The 21,443-nt window shown below is 52.4% G+C and carries 2 protein-coding genes; both read left to right on the top strand.

Annotation, left to right across the window (positions count from 1 at the left end; genetic code table 11):
* The coding region (locus GK047_RS10330; RefSeq protein WP_240343872.1) for a condensation domain-containing protein at positions 1-1,971 on the top strand (1,971 nt) is incomplete at its 5' end.
* 62 nt (positions 1,972-2,033) lie between these two features.
* Positions 2,034-21,377: a non-ribosomal peptide synthase/polyketide synthase gene (locus GK047_RS10325; RefSeq protein ID WP_163945208.1), complete on the top strand. Its 19,344-nt coding sequence runs from the start codon at positions 2,034-2,036 to the stop codon at positions 21,375-21,377.
* Positions 21,378-21,443: the final 66 nt, after the last annotated feature.

Genomic DNA, 21,443 nt, shown 5'->3' with positions numbered 1-21,443 from the left:
ACAGGAGACTTGGCGAGATGGCTGCCGGACGGCAACATCGAGTACTTGGGCCGGATCGATCATCAGGTGAAAATACGGGGTTATCGGATTGAGCTGGGCGAAGTGGAAGCGCAGTTGCAGAAGGTGGCGTCCGTTCAGGAGGCTCTTGTCATTGCGCGAGCAGATGATGACGGAGAGAAGCAGTTGTGCGCGTACTTCGTAGCGGATCGACCACTGACGGTAAGCGAGCTGAGAGGGACGCTGTCGCAAGGCATGCCGTCGTACATGATCCCGTCGTACTTTGTGCAGCTCGCGCAGATGCCGCTTACGTCAAACGGGAAGGTTGACCGAAAGGCGCTCCCGGCGCCAGAAAGCAGCATGAATACGGGAGCAACGTATACAGCGCCACGTACATCGCTGGAAGTGAAGCTGGTGCGCATCTGGCAGGGAGTGCTCGGGCTGGAGAAGGTCGGTGTAAAGGACAACTTCTTCGATCTTGGCGGACACTCCTTGCGTGCAACGACGTTGGTCAGCAAGGTGCATCAGGAGTTGAACGTCGTTCTTCCGCTACGGGATGTGTTCCGTTTCTCAACCATCGAAGAAATGGCCCAAGCAATCAGCGGCATGGAGCAAGCCGAATACAAAACGATTCCGCTAGCCGAAGAAAGCGAGCACTATCCGGTAACGTTCGCGCAAAAACGGTTATATATTTCGCATCAGCTGGAAGGCGCAGAGCAAAGTTACAATATGCCGGGAGCGGTCATTATGAATGGATCGCTGGAACGAGAGCGATTCGAGGAAGCGTTCCGCGAGCTAATCGCACGTCATGAGACGTTACGCACAAGTTTCGCTATGGTCAGCGGCGAACCCGTACAACGGATACAGTCGAAAGTAGATTTTGCAGTGTCATTCAGGCAAGCGGGTGAGGATGAGGTAGACGAAATTGCCCAACAATTCGTACGCACATTTGATTTGGGATGCGCGCCACTGTTGCGTATAGGTCTGATTGAACTGGAACCGGACCGTCATCTGCTGTTATATGATATGCATCACATTATTTCTGACGGAGTTTCCATGGGTATTTTGATAGATGAGTTTGTCCGCCTATACAGTGGAGAGGTTCTGCCTCCTCTTCGTATTCAGTACAAGGATTACGCGGCATGGCAACAGTCGGAGTCGCAGAGTGAACGAATGAAAGAGCAGGAAGCTTATTGGTTGAACGTATTGGATGGCGAGCTGCCGCAGTTGGAGCTGCCAACCGATTTTGCGAGACCCGTTATGCGCAGCTATGAGGGAGACGTGTTGAACTTTGTCATTGACGAGCAGAGAAGCGATGGCTTGCAGCGAATCGCCGAAAATACCGGATCAACGCTGTACATGGTGTTGATGACCGTCTATACAATCTTGCTTCATAAGTACTCGGCGCAAGAAGACATTATCGTAGGTACGCCGATTGCGGGAAGAACGCATGCGGATCTGGAATCTCTCATTGGCATGTTCGTGGGTACGCTCGCAATTCGTAACTACCCGACTGGCGAGAAAACGTTCTTGTCCTATTTGAACGAAGTCAAAGAGATGACCTTAGGCGCCTATGAAAACCAGGATTATCCGTTTGAGGAGCTTTTGGAAAAGGTGCAGGCGAAGTGGAGCCTAAGTCGCAATCCTCTGTTTGACACCATGTTAGTGCTCCAAAACACAGAAGAGCGGACAGATGGTTTCGGAACGTTCACCTTGGAACCTTATGCACAACATCATACGATTGCCAAATTCGATTTGACCTTAGAGATTAAGCTGGAAGATCGCGCGATGAGCGGTCACTTTGAATATTGCACAAAGCTGTTCAGTAAGAATATGATCGACAATTTTGCTGAAGATTTATTGGTGATTATCTCTCAAGTTTGCGAGCAGCCTTACGTGCTGTTAAAGGACATTCAACTAAGCAATGTCGGCCAAGAGGTGATGTCGGGAGAGGCATTTGATTTTGTTTTCTAATTCATCCGTTGCGCGTGTGTGTTGCTGCTCTGGCGGCAGCACACACGCAAAGGATGTTGTGTATGAGTCCAACTTGGCTTTTTCGGAAGAAAGGGGAGATGATTAAGGTGGCATTTGAAAAAGAGATTGTTTATTGGAATGATAAATTTGAAGGTGAGGAAAATACGCCTACCATACTGCCTTATAGCAAAGCCCCGAGCAACTCAGCAGCTAGTCGCCATTGTTTCTCCACCATGTTGTCTGTTAACGTGTCTGAGCGGATTGTACAAATGTCAAAAGGTTCTGATTTGGCAGCTTTCATGATCTTATTAACAGGGGTTCAATGTTTACTTTACAAATATACGAATGAAGACCATATTCTGTTGGCCATGCCTGTTGTCAGAAAGTCCAAGGAGTCGCGGCGGCCTATTAACAATGTGGTTGTTCTCAGGGATAAGATCAGTGCAGACCGTACATTTAAGTTATTGCTGAATGCATTGAAGTCTTCTCTAACTGAAGCAATCAATCATCAAAATATCCCATTTCGGAAAATGACGGAACGTTTGCATTTACAGGTTACAGATGGCGTTCCCGTTATCCATACACTCGTTTCCTTGAAACAATTGCATACGGTTGATTACAGTCAAAGCGTTGTTTCGGATATCGCGTTTGAATTTGAATTAGAAAACGATTCAATCTATTTGAATGCGATCTATAACGAAAATTTATATAACAACGAATTTATCGCTCAGACTATCAGTCATTTGGACCATATATTTTCTATCGTTTTATACAATCCTGATATTGAAATAGGCAGTGTGGAACTATTATCTGGACCTGAGAAGCATCAGTTGCTTCACATTTTTAACGAAACGGCAGCTGATTATCCGCGGGAGAAAACCATTCATCAGCTGTTCGAGGATCAGGTACAGCGATCCCCTGAGGCGGTTGCGGTCGTATTTGAAGATCAGCAGTTGACGTACCGGGAATTGAATGAGCGAGCGAATCGTCTAGCTAGGACGTTGCAAGAAGCAGGGGTACAGACGGAACAATTGGTAGCAATTATGGTCGAGCGTTCACTTGACATGATGGTGGGTATCATGGCGATTCTGAAAGTTGGCGGAGCTTATGTGCCAATTGATCCGGAGTATCCAGAAGAGCGCATTCGTTACATCATGGAGGATTCTGGTGCAGAGCTGATGCTGCTGCAAAGCCATTTACGAGAGAATGCCGCGTTCACCGGGAACATCGTGTTGTTGGATGACGCGTCGTCTTACAGCGAAGACGGTTCGAATCTGGCGTTGGATTCTGGCCCGAACAATCTGGCTTATGTTATCTACACGTCGGGAACGACGGGTAAGCCGAAAGGGGTTATGGTTGAGCATCACGGCTTATGCAATTTGAAAACCTATTTCGATCATACGCTCCATATCGGCTTGCAGGACAAGATTATGCAGTTTGCCAGCTATTCGTTTGATGCTGCTTGTTGGGAGTTTTTCCAAGCCTTGTTCTGCGGAGCGACCTTATACGTGCCGACTTCCGCGACGATTTTGAATTACCGTCTGTTTGAAGATTATATGGCTGATCACGGAATCACCGTGGCGGCGCTGCCTCCAACCTATGCGGTGTATTTGGAACCTGATAGGATGCCGAATTTGCGCATTTTGTTCACGGCAGGGTCCGCATCGTCTACGGAACTTGTGCAGAAGTGGAAAGATAAGGTGATGTACTATAACGGCTACGGCCCGACAGAAAATTCCGTAGCCACGTCCATTTGGTCTGTGTCAACGGATCCGCTAGCGAGCAGCATGATTTCAATCGGTCGTCCGATCCCGAATCATCGCGTCTATATGGTGGACCCGAGTGGGCAATTGACACCTGTTGGCGTGCCCGGTGAACTGTGCATTGCAGGAGCAGGATTGGCACGGGGCTATTTGCACCGACCGGAGTTGACGGCGGAGAAGTTTGTCTTCAGCCGCTTCAGAGAAGGCGAGCGTATGTACCGCACAGGGGATTTGGCAAGATGGATGCCAAACGGAATGATTGAGTATTTGGGACGGATCGACCATCAAGTGAAAATTCGCGGCTATCGAATCGAACTAGGTGAAGTCGAAACGCAGCTCTTGAAAGTGGAGTCTGTTCAAGAGGCAATCGTCATTGCGCGAGAAGATGAGAGTGGAGTGAGCCAGCTATGCGCGTATTTCGTAGCTGACAAGCTGCTGACGGTAAGTGAACTGAATGCGACGTTGTCGCAGGAAATGCCGACTTATATGGTTCCATCGTACCTGGTGCAACTGGAGCGGATGCCGTTAACGCCGAACGGGAAGATTGACCGCAAGGCGCTGCCTGCTCCAGAAGAGAACATGCAGACGGGTGTGGAATATGTAGCTCCTCGCACGCCATTGGAAGAGGAACTGGTAAATATTTGGAAGGAAGTGCTTAGGCTGAAGACGATTGGCGTCAAGGATAACTTCTTTGAAATCGGCGGCCATTCCTTGCGGGCAACAACGGTGGTAAGCAAGGTACATAAAGAAATGAATATCAGTCTTCCGCTGCGCGATATGTTCCGATTCCCGACGGTTGAGGAAATAGCCAAAGTCATTAGTGGAATGGAAGAGCAATCGTACAGTTTAATTCCGCAGATCGAAAAAAGAGACTACTACCCAGTGTCCTCAGTCCAGAAGCGGATTTACATTTTGCAGCAAATGGAGGGCGCTGAACAGAACTACAACATGCCGGGCGTGATGCTGCTCGAGGGGGAACTCCATAAAGAGCGGTTCGAGGAGGCGTTCCGGCACCTGATCGCACGTCACGAGACACTGCGCACGGGCTTTGAGATGGTGGAAGGCGAGCTTGTGCAGCGGGTGTACGACGAAGTGAGCTTTGCCCTAACGTACATATTTGCAAGCGAAGAAGAAACGGAAGAAAGAATCCGTCAATTTATTCGCACGTTTGATTTGGAGAAGCCGCCGCTCTTGCGGGTAGGGCTGATCGAACTGGCGAAGGATCGGCATATCTTAATATTCGACATGCATCACATCATCTCCGATGGCGTCTCTATGGGAATTCTGGTGGAAGAATTCGCCCGCTTGTACAGTGGTGAAGAGCTGTCACCGCTGCGTATTCAGTACAAAGATTATGCCGTATGGCAGTTGTCCGAAGTGCAGAGGAATCAGATGAAACAGCAGGAATCGTACTGGCTGAATAGGCTCCGTGGCGAATTGCCGGTGCTGGAGCTACCGACGGATTATGTGCGCCCTGCTGTGCAGAAGTATGAAGGAGACGCTTTCGAATTTGTTATCGATCCAGCGTTGAGCGAAGGGGTTCGGCAGCTTGCGGCTGAGCGAAGAACCACGTTGTACATGGTGCTGCTTGCGGCCTATACGATATTGCTGCAAAAGTATACAGGTCAGGAAGATATCATCGTGGGTACGCCGATTGCGGGAAGAACGCACGGCGATTTGGAACCGCTCATCGGGATGTTCGTCAATACGCTAGGGATTCGCAATTATCCAGCAGGAGAGAAGACATTCCTGTCCTATCTGGAGGAAGTTAAGGAAACGACCCTGGGCGCGTTCGAGCATCAGGACTATCCGTTTGAAGAACTGGTTGAGAAATTGCATATATCCAGAGATTTAAGCCGCAATCCACTCTTTGATACGATATTTGCCCTCGAAAACACGGAGCAGGGGAAATTTGAGATTGACGGCCTGCGCCTATTGCCTTATGCGAATAAGATGACGGCTGCGAAGTTTGACTTGAGTCTGACTGTGGGTGAAGGCAAGGATGGATTAGCATGCAGCTTCGGGTTTGCTACCGCCTTGTACAAGCGGGAAACGGTAGTACGGATGATGAAGCATTTCGAGCAATTGCTCGTCTCCATTGTGAATAATCCTCAGATCAAACTTTCATCTATAGAGATGATTACAGATGAAGAAATGAGTCAAATTATCGATGTGTTTAACGATTCGGAAGTTGAATTTTCGCATGAGAAGCCACTCCATCAGTTGTTTGAAGAGCAGGCGGATCGTTCAGCAGAGCAGGTGGCGGTTGTCTGCGAGGATCGGCAGCTGACTTACCGCGAACTGAATGAAGGAGCAAACAGACTGGCAAGAAAGCTGCGAGCTGCAGGGGTGCAAGCCGATGAGGCGGTTGGGATCATGATGGAGCGTTCGGCCCGGATGATCATCGGAATTATCGGGATTTTAAAAGCCGGCGGCGCGTATGTACCCATCGATCCTTCTTACCCAGAGGAACGCATTCATTACATACTTGCGGACAGCGGCGTAGATCTGGTTCTGACTGGGCAGGAACAAACGATGGACTTGCCGACAGGCGTACAACGTATCGTGCTGACAGATGAGCTTTTGATCACAGAGAGCGGTGTCAATTTGACAAGTCTTTCTGCTCCGCATCATCTGGCTTATGTCATCTATACTTCGGGTACGACAGGAAATCCGAAAGGTGTCATGATCGAGCAGCGAAATGTCAGCAACTTAATTGCCGGCTTAACGAAGCATATTTACAGCGCCTACCAATCGCCCGCACGTATTGCATGGTTGTCGCCTTATGTGTTCGATGCTTCTGTACAGCAAATATTCGCCAGTATTTTACTGGGACATACGCTCCACATCGTACCCAAAGAAACTGCAATTAACGGAGAGCAGCTTGTTGCCTATTATCAATCTCATCACATCCATATTTCCGACGGCACGCCGGCTCATCTTCGGATATTGCTCGAAATGTCTCATTTGTTTACGGATTTAAATGTGCAGCATTTTATTATTGGCGGGGAAGCATTGCCTGGGCAGCTTGTTGCTGAAATGGCAAACAGATGGCCCGGCTATCGCCCTCAAATCACGAATGTCTATGGACCTACAGAGTGCTGTGTTGACACAACGGCCTATACCATTGGCGAGGAAGAAACATTCCGATTCCACACAGTGCCGTTAGGAAAGCCACTGGCGAATCAGTCTGTCTACCTATTGGATTCGCAGCAGAAGGTAGTTCCGATCGGCATTATAGGTGAAGTCCACATTGGCGGTGCAAGTGTAGGACGAGGCTACTTGAATCGTTCGGAGTTGACCGCAGAGAATTACATAGCTAATCCTTTTCAGCTTGGAGAGCGGATGTACAAGACGGGTGATCTGGCCAGATGGCTGCCAGATGGGAACATTGAATATCTAGGCAGGATCGACTATCAGGTGAAAATTCGCGGCTATCGGATTGAGCTTGGCGAGGTGGAAGCGCATCTCTTGAAGGTAGCTTCGGTTCAAGAAGCAGTCGTGACGGCGCGGGAGGAGGAGAGCGGTCAGAAAGCTTTATGCGCGTACTTTGTGGCGGATCAAGAGCTGACTGTGGGCGAATTAAGAGACGTGTTGTCTCATGAACTTCCAGGATACATGATCCCTTCCTACTTTGTTCAGCTTCCGCAGATGCCGTTAACATCAAACGGAAAGATCGACCGCAAGGCGCTACCAGCTCCAGATGGAAGCGTGCATACCGGGGGAGCATACGTCGCGCCTCGAACGGAGCTGGAGAAAACGCTCACGACCGTATGGCAGGCTGTATTGGGCGCAGAGCGTGTCAGCGTAACAGATCACTTCTTCGAGCTGGGAGGCGATTCGATCAAATCGATTCAGGTTTCATCCAGATTGCATCAAGCTGGTTACAAGCTGGAAATTCGCGACATGTTCAAATATCCGACCATCGCGCAGTTGAGCTTGCATATTCAGCCTGTTGTCAAAAAAGCCAACCAAGGTGAGGTGATAGGAGAGGTACTGCTGACTCCGATACTACGAAGTTTTTTTGAACAGGAGCTTGCCGCCCCTAACCACTTCAATCAATCGATCATACTTTACCAAAAGGAGGGATTTGACGAAACCGCGATCCGCAAGGTATTGCAGAAGATTACGGAGCATCACGACGCGCTCAGGATGGTGTTTCGCTTGGCAGAAAACGGCGCGTATGCGGCGTGGAACCGGGGAATCGCAGAAGGCAGTCTTTACAGTCTGGAAGTCGTGGACTTTAAGGGAGAAACGGAACTTGAACAGGCGATCGAAGCGAAAGCGAACGAGATTCAAAGCAGCATGGAGCTTGAAGCGGGTCCGCTGGTGAAAGTCGGTTTATTTCAATGTGCGGACGGCGATCATCTGCTGATTGTCATTCATCATAGTGTGGTTGACGGCGTATCCTGGCGGATCTTGTTGGAAGATATCGGGATCGGCTATGAGCAGGCCGCGAAAGGTGAAGAAGTGGGGCTACCAGCCAAGACGGATGCGTACCGCACTTGGTCTGAACAACTCGCAGCGTATGCGCAAAGCTCGGAGAGGGAGAACGAATGGGCCTATTGGCGGCGCATCGAGCAAATAGATGCGAAACCGCTGCCTAAGGACCGTGAAACGACTTATTCGTTGCTGCGGGACAGCGAGTCCATCGTCGTTCAGTGGACTCGAGGAGAAACGGAGCAGCTGCTCAAGCAGGTTCATCGGGCTTATAACACGGAGATGAACGACATTTTGTTAACGGCGCTAGGGATAGCTGTGCAGAAGTGGAGCGGTCACGAGCGTGTATTGGTCAACCTGGAAGGACATGGGCGCGAATCCATCCTGCCGGATGTCGATATCACGCGCACTGTGGGCTGGTTTACGAGCGAGTATCCATTGTTGCTTGATAACGAACCAGGTGAAAATCTGTCCTATCGGATCAAAAAGGTGAAAGAGGATCTGCGCCAAATTCCGAACAAGGGGATTGGGTATGGCATCTATCGATATATGTCTGAACATACAGATGGATCGGCGAGGCGCGCAAAGCCAGAAATCAGTTTCAATTATTTGGGACAGTTCGATCAAGATTTGCAAAACAATCATATGGAGCTCTCGCCATATTCCAATGGTGAAAACCTCAGCAGCGATCAGACGCTCCAATATGTTTTGAACATCAATGGGATGATTACGGACGGCGTGTTGTCGTTTGATCTTTCCTACAATGGCGTGGCATACCGTACGGAGACGATACAGGAACTGGCTGGACGACTGCAGATGAGCCTCAAGGAGATCATCGCGCATTGCGTAGCGAAAGAGCGTTCAGAGCTGACACCAAGCGACGTCTTGTTTAAGGGACTGAGCGTGGAAGAACTGGAGCGTATTGCCGAAGAAACCCGTCACCTTGGAGAGATCGAGAACATATATACGCTCACGCCGATGCAAAAGGGAATGTGGTTCCACAGCGTTATGGATCAGCATGCGGGTGCGTATTTTGAACAAACGCGCTTTACGATGCAGGGAGCTCTTGATGTGGACGCTTTCGCTAAAAGCTGGGAGTTGGCGGCGAAACGCCATGCCGTTCTGCGAACAAACTTTTACAGTGGTTACAAAGGCGAACTTCTCCAAATCGTACATCGGGACAAGCGGATTGAATTTGCCTATGAAGACTTACGCGATCTGGAAGATGACGAGTGGAAAGCGCATATCGAGAATCTGGTCAGACAGGATAAGATCAAAGGATTTGATTTGAAAAAGGATGCTTTGATGCGTATAACGGTGATCTGCACAGGGGAAGAAGCTTATCAGATTCTCTGGAGTTTCCACCATATTTTGATGGATGGTTGGTGCCTGCCGATCATCACCAAAGAAGTGTTTGAAGCGTACGCCGCATATGTACAGCACGATCATCCTGAATGGACGGCGGTAGCGTCCTATAGTCAGTATATCGAGTGGCTGGAGAAGCAGGACGGGGAAGCTGCTTCCAAATATTGGGCCGAGTACTTGGCCGGATACGAGGGGCAGACGGCGCTGCCGCAAGGGAAGGCGCAAGGCCAAGGCGAGGCGTACGCAGCGGAACACGTCGTTTGCGATTTGGGTAATAGCCTGAGCGGACGATTAAGCCGGGTGGCGAAGCAGCATCAGGTGACGCTGAATACGTTGATGCAAGCGGTATGGGGCATTATGTTGCAGAAATATAACGGAACCGACGACGTAGTATTCGGCGGCGTTGTATCGGGAAGACCCGAAGAAATCCCCGGGATTGAACAAATGGTCGGGTTATTTATTAACACGATACCGATTCGCGTCACTTGCGATGCGGGGATGAGCTTTGCCGAGATGATGGGCAGTCTGCAAAGACAGGCGCTGGATTCGGGCAGCTACGATTATTATCCGCTATATGAAATCCAGGCGCAGATCGCGCAAAAGCAAGACCTGATTAAACACATCATGGTGTTCGAGAACTACCCTGTCGAAGCGCAGATGGAGCAAGCAGGAAGCCAGGATGATAGCGGCAATCTGGTGATTACGGATGTTCAGGTGGCAGAACAAACGAACTATGACTTCAACCTGATGATCATGCCTGGAGAGAAGATTGTCATTCGTTTTGATTACAACGCGCAGGTGTTTGAACGGGCGAGCATGGAGCGGTTAAAGGGACATCTGGTGCATGTGCTCGAACAAATCGCGGCTAATCCGCAAGTCGCTGTAGGCGAACTGGAACTGGCGACTGCGGAAGAGAAGACGGAGCTTGTCACCGTGTTCAATGATACGGCAGCAGACTATCCGCGGGAGAAAACGATCCATCGGATGTTCGAGGAGCAGGTGGAGCTTGGCCCGGATGCGGTAGCGGTCGTGTTCGAGGAAGCGCAGCTCACGTACCGCGAATTGAACGAGCGGGCGAACCAATTGGCGCAAACGCTGCGCGATATGGGCGTAAAAGCGGATCAGCTCGTTGGCATCATGACTGAGCGTTCGCTTGCCATGATGGTCGGTATCATGGCGATTCTGAAAGCTGGCGGGGCCTATGTGCCGATCGATCCAGAGTTCCCGGAAGAGCGCATCCGCTACTTGCTGGAGGATTCGGGAGCGAAGCTGCTCTTGGTGCAGGGCCATTTGCAAGAGAGCGTGTCGCGCGTATCGTTTGCAGGCACCGTGCTGAGCTTGGATGACGAGCATGCTTATCGTGCTGACGGCTCCAATCTGGCTGCCGTTAACAACGCGGGAGATGCGGCCTATGTCATCTATACGTCAGGAACGACGGGACGACCGAAAGGGGTTGTGGTCGAGCACGGTTCGGTCATTAACCGCTTGATGTGGATGCAGAAGCAATACGCGATTGGCGAAGGGGACACGATCCTGCAGAAAACGGCCATCACGTTCGACGTATCCGTGTGGGAGCTGTTCTGGTGGGCTTTCATAGGCGCCAAAGTATGCCTGCTGTCCGTTGGCGGGGAAAAGAACCCAGCTGCGATTGTGGAAACCATTGCGCGCGGGCATATCAGTACGATGCATTTCGTGCCATCGATGCTACACGCTTTCCTAGCGTATGTGGAGCAACAGCCGGAGCAGGAGATAAGAAGCAAGCTGTCAACGCTGCGGCAAGTGTTTACAAGCGGTGAAGCGTTGATCGCTACGCAGGTGGAGAGATTCTATCGTTATATCGCGCCAGTAAATGGAGCGCGGCTCATTAACCTGTACGGACCTACGGAAGCGACCGTGGATGTGACGTACTTCGACTGTCAGGCCGATCAAGCGTACAGCAGCGTACCGATTGGGAAACCGATCGACAACACGAAAATCTATATCGTGGGCAGCGAAAACCAACTACAGCCGATTGGCGTGGCGGGTGAGCTGTGCATCGCAGGCGTGGGACTGGCGAGAGGGTACTTGAACCGTCCCGAGCTGACGGCAGAGAAGTTCGTGCCCATCCCGTTTGCGGCTGGCGAGCGGATGTACCGAACGGGCGACTTGGCCAGATGGATGCCAGATGGCAACATCGAGTACTTGGGCCGGATCGACCATCAGGTGAAGATTCGCGGATACCGCATCGAGATTGGGGAAGTGGAAGCGCAACTGCTGAAAATAGCAGGCATTCGGGAAACAGTCGTCGTCGCTCGCGAGGACGAGAGCGGTCAGAAGGCGCTGTGCGCGTACTTCGTCGCGGACAGCGAGCTCACGGTGGGCGCGCTCAGGGGTACGCTGTCGCAAGAGCTGCCGGGGTACATGATCCCGTCGTATTTTGTACAGCTGGCGCAGATGCCGTTATCGGCAAACGGCAAGCTCGACCGCAAGGCGCTGCCGATGCCGGAAGGAAGCATCCATACGGGAGGCGAGTATGTCGCACCTCGCACCGAGCTGGAGAAGACGCTTGCAGCTGTGTGGCAGGCTGTATTGGGCGCAGAACGTGTCGGGGTGACGGATCACTTCTTCGAGCTGGGCGGCGATTCGATCAAATCGATTCAGGTATCTTCCAGATTGCATCAAGCTGGTTACAAGCTGGAAATCCGCGATTTGTTCAAATATCCGACCATCGCGCAGCTGGTCTTGCATGTTCAGCCTGTAGCGAGAATGGCCGATCAGGGCGAAGTGACTGGAGAGGCAGCGCTGCTGCCGATTCAGAAATGGTTCTTTGAGCAGCAGTTTGCCGATCCGCATCACTTCAATCAATCGGTTATGCTGCATCGGAAGGAAGGATTCGACGAAGGGGCGATCCGCAAGGTGATGCAGAAGGTAACGGAGCATCACGATGCGCTGCGGATGGTGTTCCGCATGGCGGACAACGGCGAGTATATCGGATGGAACCGAGGCATCGCCGAGGGCGAGCTTTACAGCCTGGAAGTGGTGGATTTCAGAGGAGAAGCGGCGCTTGAACAGGCCATCGAAGCGAAAGCAAACGAGATTCAAAGCCGTATGAATCTGGAGACGGGTCCGCTGGTGAAGGCTGGGCTGTTCCAGTGTGCGGACGGGGATCATTTGCTGATCGTCATTCATCATGGCGTGATCGACGGTGTATCGTGGCGGATTTTGCTGGAAGATATCGCAATCGGCTATGAGCAAGCCGTGCAAGGCGAAGAGATTCGCCTGCCAGCGAAGACCGATGCGTACCGCACATGGTCCGAGCAGCTTGCGGCGTATGCGCAAAGTACGACGATAACGGACGAACGGGCGTACTGGGAGCGCATTGGGCAAGTCGAAACGAAGCCGCTACCCAGGGATTGGGAAGCAGACGGCTGGTTGCATCAGGATAGCGAGTCCATTGGTGTTCAGTGGAGCCGAGAAGAAACGGAGCAGCTGCTCAAGCAAGTACACCGGGCGTATAACACGGAGATGAACGACATTCTGTTAACGGCGCTAGGGATAGCTGTACAGAAGTGGAGCGGACATGATCGCATGTTGGTCAATTTGGAAGGACACGGACGCGAATCCATCCTGACGGATATCGACATCACACGCACCGTGGGATGGTTTACAAGCTTGTATCCCGTCGCAATTGAAATGCAAGCGAATATGGATCTATCTTACCGAATCAAGAAGGTGAAGGAAGATTTGCGTCAGATCCCGAACAAGGGGATCGGATATGGCCTATGCCGATATTTATCCGAACATACAGATGAAGCTGTGAGGCGTGCAAAGCCGGAAGTTAGTTTCAATTACTTGGGTCAGTTCGATCAGGATTTGCAAAACAATGAGATGGGAATTTCACCCTACTCCAGCGGCACGGATGTTAGCGACAATCAGGTTCATCAATATGTTTTGAACATCAACGGGATGATTGCGGACGGCTTATTGAACATCAACGTGAGTTATAACGGGAAAGCATACCGCAGAGAGACAATGGCCAAATTGACCCAATGGCTGCGAGAAAGCCTCCAGGAGATCATCGCGCATTGCGCAGCCAAAGAGCGGACGGAAATGACGCCGAGCGACGTGCTGCTCAAGGGACTGAACGTGGAGGAACTGGAGCTTTTGACGGAACGAACGCGTCATATCGGGGAAATCGAAAACATCTACACGTTGACGCCGATGCAGAAAGGTATGTGGTTCCATAGCAAGTTGGATCAGCATACGGGCACGTATTTTGAACAAACGCGGTTTGCTCTGCGAGGAGCTCTTGAAGTGGATCATTTCATCAAAAGCTTTGACCTGTTGGCAAGCCGCCATGCCGTATTGCGAACAAACTTCTACGATGGCTTCAAAGGAGAGCCTCTGCAAATTGTATACCGAAGCAAGCGGATTGGATTTGCCTATGAAGACTTGCGCGATCTGTCGGAGGACGAGCGTAAAGTGTGCGTCGAGAATATGGCGAGCGCAGACAAGGCGCGGGGATTTGATTTGGAGCAGGATGAACTGATGCGCGTAACGGCGATCCGTACTGGAGAAGAAAGCTATCTGGTGCTCTGGAGTTCCCATCATATTCTGATGGACGGTTGGTGTTTGCCGCAGCTTACCCAGGAATTGTTTGAAACGTACGCTGCATACGTGAAGCACGATCATCCTGTATGGACGGCGGTACCGTCCTACAGTCAGTATATCGAGTGGCTGGAAAAGCAAGACGGGGAAGCCGCGTCCCAATATTGGGCCGATTATTTGGCCGGGTACGAAGGGAAGACGGCGCTGCCGCAAGGGAAGACGCAGGCGAAGGGGTTAGGGCAAGGCGAAGCGTACGCGGCGGAACACGTCGTTTATGGATTGGGTAATAGCCTGAGCGGACGAATGAGCCGGGTGGCGAAGCAGCATCAGGTAACGCTGAATACGTTGATGCAAGCGGCATGGGGCGTTATGTTGCAGAAATACAACGGCACCAGCGATGTGGTATTCGGCGGCGTCGTATCGGGAAGACCGGCAGAAATACCGGGGATTGTAGAGATGATCGGATTATTTATTAACACGATACCGATTCGCGTCTCTTGCGATGCGGGGACGAGCTTTACCGAGGTGATGAGCAGCCTGCAAAGACAGGCGCTGGATTCCGGCAGCTATGATTATTATCCGCTATATGAAATTCAGGCGCAAAGCACGCAAAAGCAAGACCTGATCAACCACATCATGGTGTTTGAGAACTATCCTGTCGAGGCGCAGATGGAGCAGGCTGGAAGCCAGGATGATGGCGGCAGCGGCAATCTAGCAATAACGGATGTCCAAGTGGCGGAACAAACGAACTATGACTTCAACCTGATGATCGTCCCCGGTGAAGAGATCGTCATTCGTTTTGATTACAACGCGCAGGTGTTTGAACGGGCGAGCATGGAGCGGTTAAAGGGACATCTGGTGCATGTGCTGGAACAAATCGCGGCTAACCCGCAAGTCGCTGTAGGCGAACTGGAACTGGCGACTGCGGAAGAGAAGACGGAGCTTGTCACCGCGTTTAACGATACGGTAGCAGACTATCCGCGGGAGAAGACGATCCATCGGATGTTCGAGGAGCAGGTGGAGCTTGGCCCGGATGCGGTAGCGGTCGTGTTCGAAGAAGCGCATCTTACGTACCGCGAATTGAACGAGCGGGCGAACCAATTGGCGCGAACGCTGCGCGAAGCAGGCGTAGAAGCGGATCAGCTCGTTGGCATCATGACTGAGCGTTCGCTTGCCATGATGGTCGGTATCATGGCGATTCTGAAAGCTGGCGGGGCCTATGTGCCGATCGATCCAGAGTTCCCGGAAGAGCGCATCCGCTACTTGCTGGAGGATTCGGGAGCGAAGCTGCTCTTGGTGCAGGGCCATTTGCAAGAGAGCGTGTCGCGCGTATCGTTTGCAGGCACTGTGCTGAACTTGGATGACGAGCATGTCTATCGTGCTGACGGCTCCAATCTGGCTGCCGTTAACGACGCGGGAGATGCGGCCTATGTCATCTATACGTCAGGAACGACGGGACGACCGAAAGGGGTAGTGGTCGAGCACGGTTCGGTCATCAACCGCTTGATGTGGATGCAGAAGCAATACGCGATTGGCGAAGGGGACACGATCCTGCAGAAAACGGCCATCACGTTCGACGTATCTGTGTGGGAGTTGTTCTGGTGGGCTTTCATAGGCGCCAAAGTATGCTTGCTGCCTGTTGGCGGGGAAAAGAACCCAGCTGCGATTGTGGAAACCATTGCGCGCGGGCATATCAGCACGATGCATTTTGTGCCATCAATGCTGCACGCCTTCTTGGAGTACGTGGAGCAGCAGCCAGAGCAGGAGCTGAGAAGCAAGCTGTCAACGCTGCGGCAAGTGTTTACGAGCGGTGAAGCGTTGATCGCTACGCAGGTGGAGAGATTCTATCGTTACATCGCGCCAGTGAATGGAGCGCGGCTCATTAACCTGTACGGACCTACGGAAGCGACCGTGGATGTGACATATTTCGACTGTCAGGCCGATCAGGCGTACAGCAGCGTGCCGATTGGGAAACCGATCGACAACACGCAAATCTATATCGTAGGCAGTGAAAACCAATTGCAGCCGATTGGCGTGGCAGGGGAATTATGCATCGCAGGCGTGGGGCTGGCGAGAGGGTACTTGAACCGTCCCGAGCTGACGGCAGAGAAGTTCGTAACCATTCCGTTTGCGGCGAGCGAGCGGATGTACCGAACGGGCGACTTGGCCAGATGGATGCCGGATGGCAACATCGAGTACTTAGGCCGGATCGACCATCAGGTGAAGATTCGCGGATACCGCATCGAGATTGGGGAAGTGGAAGCGCAACTGCTGAAAATAGCAGGCATTCGGGAAACAGTCGTCGTCGCCCGCGAGGACGAAAGCGGCCAGAAGGCGCTGTGCGCGTACTTCGTCGCGGACAGCGAGCTCACAGTGGGCGCGCTCAGGGATGCGCTGTCACAAGAGCTGCCGGGGTACATGATCCCGTCGTATTTTGTGCAGCTGGCGCAGATGCCGTTATCGGCAAACGGAAAGCTCGACCGCAAGGCGCTGCCAGCGGCGGAAGGAAGCATCCATACGGGAGGCGAGTATGTCGCGCCTCGCACCGAACTGGAAGCTGGACTGGCAATCATCTGGCAAGCTGTGCTTGGACTGGCGAAGGTCGGCGTGAAGGACAACTTCTTCGAAATCGGCGGACACTCCTTGCGCGCCACCACATTGGTCAGTAGGGTGCACAAGGAAATGGGTGTCAGTGTTCCGCTGCGGGACGTGTTCCGTTTCCCTACGGTGGAAGGACTGGCTCAAGTTATGAACGAGACGAAGCAGATGGCGTACAGTGTTATTCCTCAGGCTGCCGATCAGGCGTACTACCCGGTTTCCTCCGCCCAGAAGAGGCTGTACATTTTGCATCAATTGGAAGGCGCGGAACTGAGCTACAACATGCCGCAAATGATGCTGCTCGAAGGATCGCTCGATAGGGATCGCTTGGAGAGGGCGTTCCGCGGACTGATCGCGCGTCATGAGGCACTGCGCACCGGCTTTGAAATGGTGGATGGCGAACCGATGCAGCGCATACACCAGGAAGTGGATTTCGCGGTCGCCTATATGCAGGCGAGCGTGGAAGAAACTCCCGACATGGTGCGTGGATTCGTTCGCGTGTTTGATCTGGCGAAGCCGCCGCTCTTGCGGGTAGGCCTGATCGCGCTTGCGAAGGATCGTCATATCCTGATGTTTGACATGCATCACATCGTCTCCGACGGAGCATCGATGGGGATTCTCATCAATGATTTTGTTCGTCTGTATGGGGGAGAGGAGCTCCAGCCGTTTCGCATTCAGTACAAGGACTATGCGGTGTGGCAGCAGTCCGCAGCGCAGAAGGAGCACCTGCAGCAGGAAGAAGCCTACTGGCTGAAGGCGCTCGGCGGGGAGCTGCCTGTACTGGAAATGCCGACGGACTATGTGCGTCCAGCGGCGCAAAGTTTCGAGGGCGACGTGCTGCCATTTATGATCGATGCTCAGAAGAGCGAGAGATTACGGCGCATGGCGGTGGAAAACGGAGCGACGTTGTACATGGTGCTGTTAGCCGCCTATACGGCGATGCTGCATAAATATACCGGGCAGGAAGATATCGTCGTCGGAACGCCGATTGCGGGACGAACGCACGGAGATTTGCAGCCGCTGATCGGCATGTTCGTAGGCACATTGGCGATTCGCAGCTATCCGGCGGGAGAGAAATCGTTCCTCTCTTATTTGGAGGAAGTCAAGGAAACGACGCTCAGCGCTTACGAGAACCAACATTATCCGTTTGAGGAACTTGTGGAGAACGTGCAGGTAAGGCGGGACCTAAGCCGCAACCCGGTGTTCGACACGATGTTTATTCTCCAAAACACGGAACAAGGCGATATGAACATTCATGAGCTGCAGTTCAAGCCGTATGAGAATGAACATACGGTGGCCAAATTCGACCTGACTTTCCAGGCCGGCGAAGTCGAAGAAGGTATCCTTTGCAGCATCGAGTTTGCAACTGCTTTGTATAAGAAAGAAACCGTGGAGCGGATGGCGGGGCACTTTGAGCAATTGATCGACGCGGTGATCGGCCATCCGCAAGCCAGCCTTGCGCAGCTTCAAATGGTGACGGCAGCGGAGCAGGCGCAGATTATGGATGTGTTCAATGACACGGCAGCGGATTATCCGCGCGAGAAGACGATCCACGAGCTGTTCGAGGAGCAGGCAGATCGCACGCCAGAAGCGACGGCTGTCGACTTCGAGAACCAGCAATTGACGTATCGGGAGCTGAACGCGAGAGCGAATCAGCTGGCGTGGACGCTGAGAGACAGCGGCGTTACGGCGCAGCAGCCTGTTGGCATCATGGTCGACCGCTCCATCGAGATGGTCGTCAGTGTCCTTGCAGTACTCAAGGCGGGTGGAACGTTCGTGCCGATCGATCCGGAGTACCCGCAAACGCGTATCCATTACATGCTGGCAAGCAGCGGAGCAAGGCTCGTTCTGACGGAGCAGTCGTGGTTGGCGTCGATTCCGCCGGAAGTGGAAAAGATCGATGTTCACGAAGCCTCGTTATACGAAGGCCGCGAGGAGAACTTGCCGAGCGAAAACGAAGCTTCGCATTTGCTCTATATTATCTATACGTCGGGAACGACGGGGAATCCCAAGGGTGTGATGCTGGAGCATCGCAATCTGGCGAACTTATTGCAGTATCAGTTCACGGCAACGAACATTCCGTTTCCGTCGCCTGTTTTGCAGTATGCGTCAGGCAGCTTTGATGTGTGCTATCAGGAGATGTTCTCCGCCTTGCTGTTCGGCGGATGCCTGTGCCTGATTGGCAATGAGGTGCGAAAAGACCCGAAACGATTGTTTGCGCGCATCGAGGAAAGCAAGATCGAAGTGTTGTATCTGCCAGTAGCGTTCCTGAAGTTCATCTTCACCGAAGCGGAATGGGCCGAGCAATTCCCGCACTGCGTCAGCCATATTATCACGGCTGGCGAGCAGCTTGTCGTGACGCCGCAAATTGAGGCGGTCTTGCGAAGCCGAGGCATCCATTTACACAATCACTACGGCCCGTCGGAAACGCATGTCGTGACGACGTTCACGATGCAGCCTGAAACGATTGCGGCTGGTCTTCCGCCGATTGGCAAACCGATTGCCAATACGAAGCTGTACATTTTGGACGAGGGGCTACAGGTGCAGCCTATCGGAATCGGCGGGGAGCTGTACGTATCCGGGGATTGCGTCGGACGCGGCTATTGGGGTCGTCCCGATTTGACGGACGAAAAGTTTGTGAAGAACCCGTTCACGCCAGGGGAGCGGATGTACCGAACGGGGGACTTGGCGAGATGGCTGCCGGATGGCAACATCGAGTATTTAGGCCGGATCGACCACCAGGTGAAGATTCGAGGCTTCCGCATCGAGCTAGGGGAAGTAGAGGCACAGCTGCTGAAAGTGGCGGGACTGCACGAAGCGACCGTGCTAGCGCTGGAGGATGAAGCCGGACAGAAACAGCTGTGCGCATACTTCGTGGCGGAAGCGGCGCTGACGGCGGGCGAGCTGCGAGGCGCGTTGTCGCAGGAGCTGCCGGGGTATATGATCCCGTCGTACTTTGTGCAGTTGGCGAGCATGCCGCTGACGCAGAACGGGAAGATCGACCGAAGGGCGCTGCCGGCACCAGAGGCGAACGTGCAGACAGGAGCGGAATTCGTAGCGCCTCGCACCCGTCTGGAAGCCCAGTTGGCGCGCATCTGGCAAGAGGTGCTCGGCTTGCCGAGCGCCAGCGTGAAGGACAACTTCTTCGAGCTCGGCGGACACTCGCTGCGGGCGACGACGTTAGTGAGCAAGCTGTACAAGGAGCTGGGCGTGAATTTGCCGCTGCGTGACGTGTTCCGCTATCCGACGATAGAGGAGATGGCGCAGGCCATCGGGGGGATGGAGCGCAAGGCGTATGCCGCGATCCCGCGTGCGGAAGAGAGGGAGGTTTACCCGCTGTCTTCGGCGCAAAAACGGTTGTACATCATGCATCAGCTTGAAGGAGCGGAGATGAGCTACAATATGCCAGGGGTGATGACGCTTGGCGGTGCGCTGGATCGGGAACGCTTTGAAGCGGCGTTCCAGGGACTGATCGCGCGTCACGAGACGCTGCGAACAGGGTTTGAAATGGTCAGCGGCGAACCCGTGCAGCGGGTGCACAGTCACGTCGAATTCGCGGTGGAGTACACGCAAGCGAGTGAAGAAGAAGCCAGGGACATCGTGAGTGGATTCATCCGCGCGTTTGAACTGGCGAAGCCGCCGCTGCTGCGAGTGGGGTTGATCGAGCTGGCGAAGGATCGTCATATCCTGATGTTCGATATGCACCACATCATCTCGGACGGCGTTTCAATGAATATTTTGGTAGAGGAATTTGTCCGCTTGTACGGCGGCGAGGAACTGATACCGCTAGCGATTCAGTACAAGGATTACGCGGCTTGGCAGCAATCCGAAGCGTACAGCGAGCGGCTGAAGCAGCAGGAAGCGTACTGGCTGGATACGTTAGAAGGAGACTTGCCGATTCTGGATTTACCAACCGATTATGAGAGACCGCAGATCCGAAGCTTTGAAGGAGCGAGTATCCAGTTTGAAGTTGAGCCAGCTGTTTCAAAGCAGTTGAATGAGCTGGCGGCGAATCAGGAAAGTACGCTGTACATGGTTCTGTTGTCTGCCTATTCCGTGCTGCTTTCCAAATACAGCGGACAAGAAGACATTATTGTGGGAACTCCTATAGCTGGAAGAGCGCATGCGGATTTGGAGCCGCTCATTGGGATGTTTGTGGGGACGCTAGCCATTCGCAGCTATCCGACAGGAGCGAAAACATTCCTTTCCTACCTGAATGAAGTGAAAGAAACGACACTGGGAGCCTTTGAGCATCAAGATTATCCTTTTGAAGTGCTCGTAGAACAATTGAATGTGAAACGAGATGCAAGCCGTAATCCGGTGTTCGACACGATGTTTGCGCTGCAAAATACAGAGGATCGTCAAGTGGAGTTTGATTCTCTAAACCTGACTCCATATGTTCACGACTATTCGAACGATGTGAAATTTGATCTTATCGTGTCGATGAGCGAGGATAACGGTTTGATCAGAGGCGACATCCAATACGGCACGAAGCTGTTCAAAGCAACGATGATTAACAAAATTTTGAAGGATTTCTTGTTTGTATTATCGCAAATTTGTGAAAATCCTCAAACCCAATTAAGCCATATCAAGTTCAATGACCAATCGACTAGCAGCAAAAGTTCATTAGAAACAATGGAATTTATATTCTAAACAGAACTTTCGAAGCAAGGTTTACGCCTGAGAGAGTGCGTGTCTGCAATTATTTGGACGACACAC

This window comes from Paenibacillus sp. SYP-B3998 (assembly GCF_010820665.1).
In the GTDB taxonomy this organism is placed as follows: Bacteria; Bacillota; Bacilli; order Paenibacillales; family NBRC-103111; genus Paenibacillus_E.
This window is presented reverse-complemented; position numbering and strand designations above follow the sequence as displayed.

Bases quoted from the DNA above. Each gene is read 5' to 3' on its own strand.
- GK047_RS10325 (WP_163945208.1), top strand. From the start codon at position 2,034: ATGAGTCCAACTTGGCTTTTTCGGAAGAAAGGGGAGATGATTAAGGTG.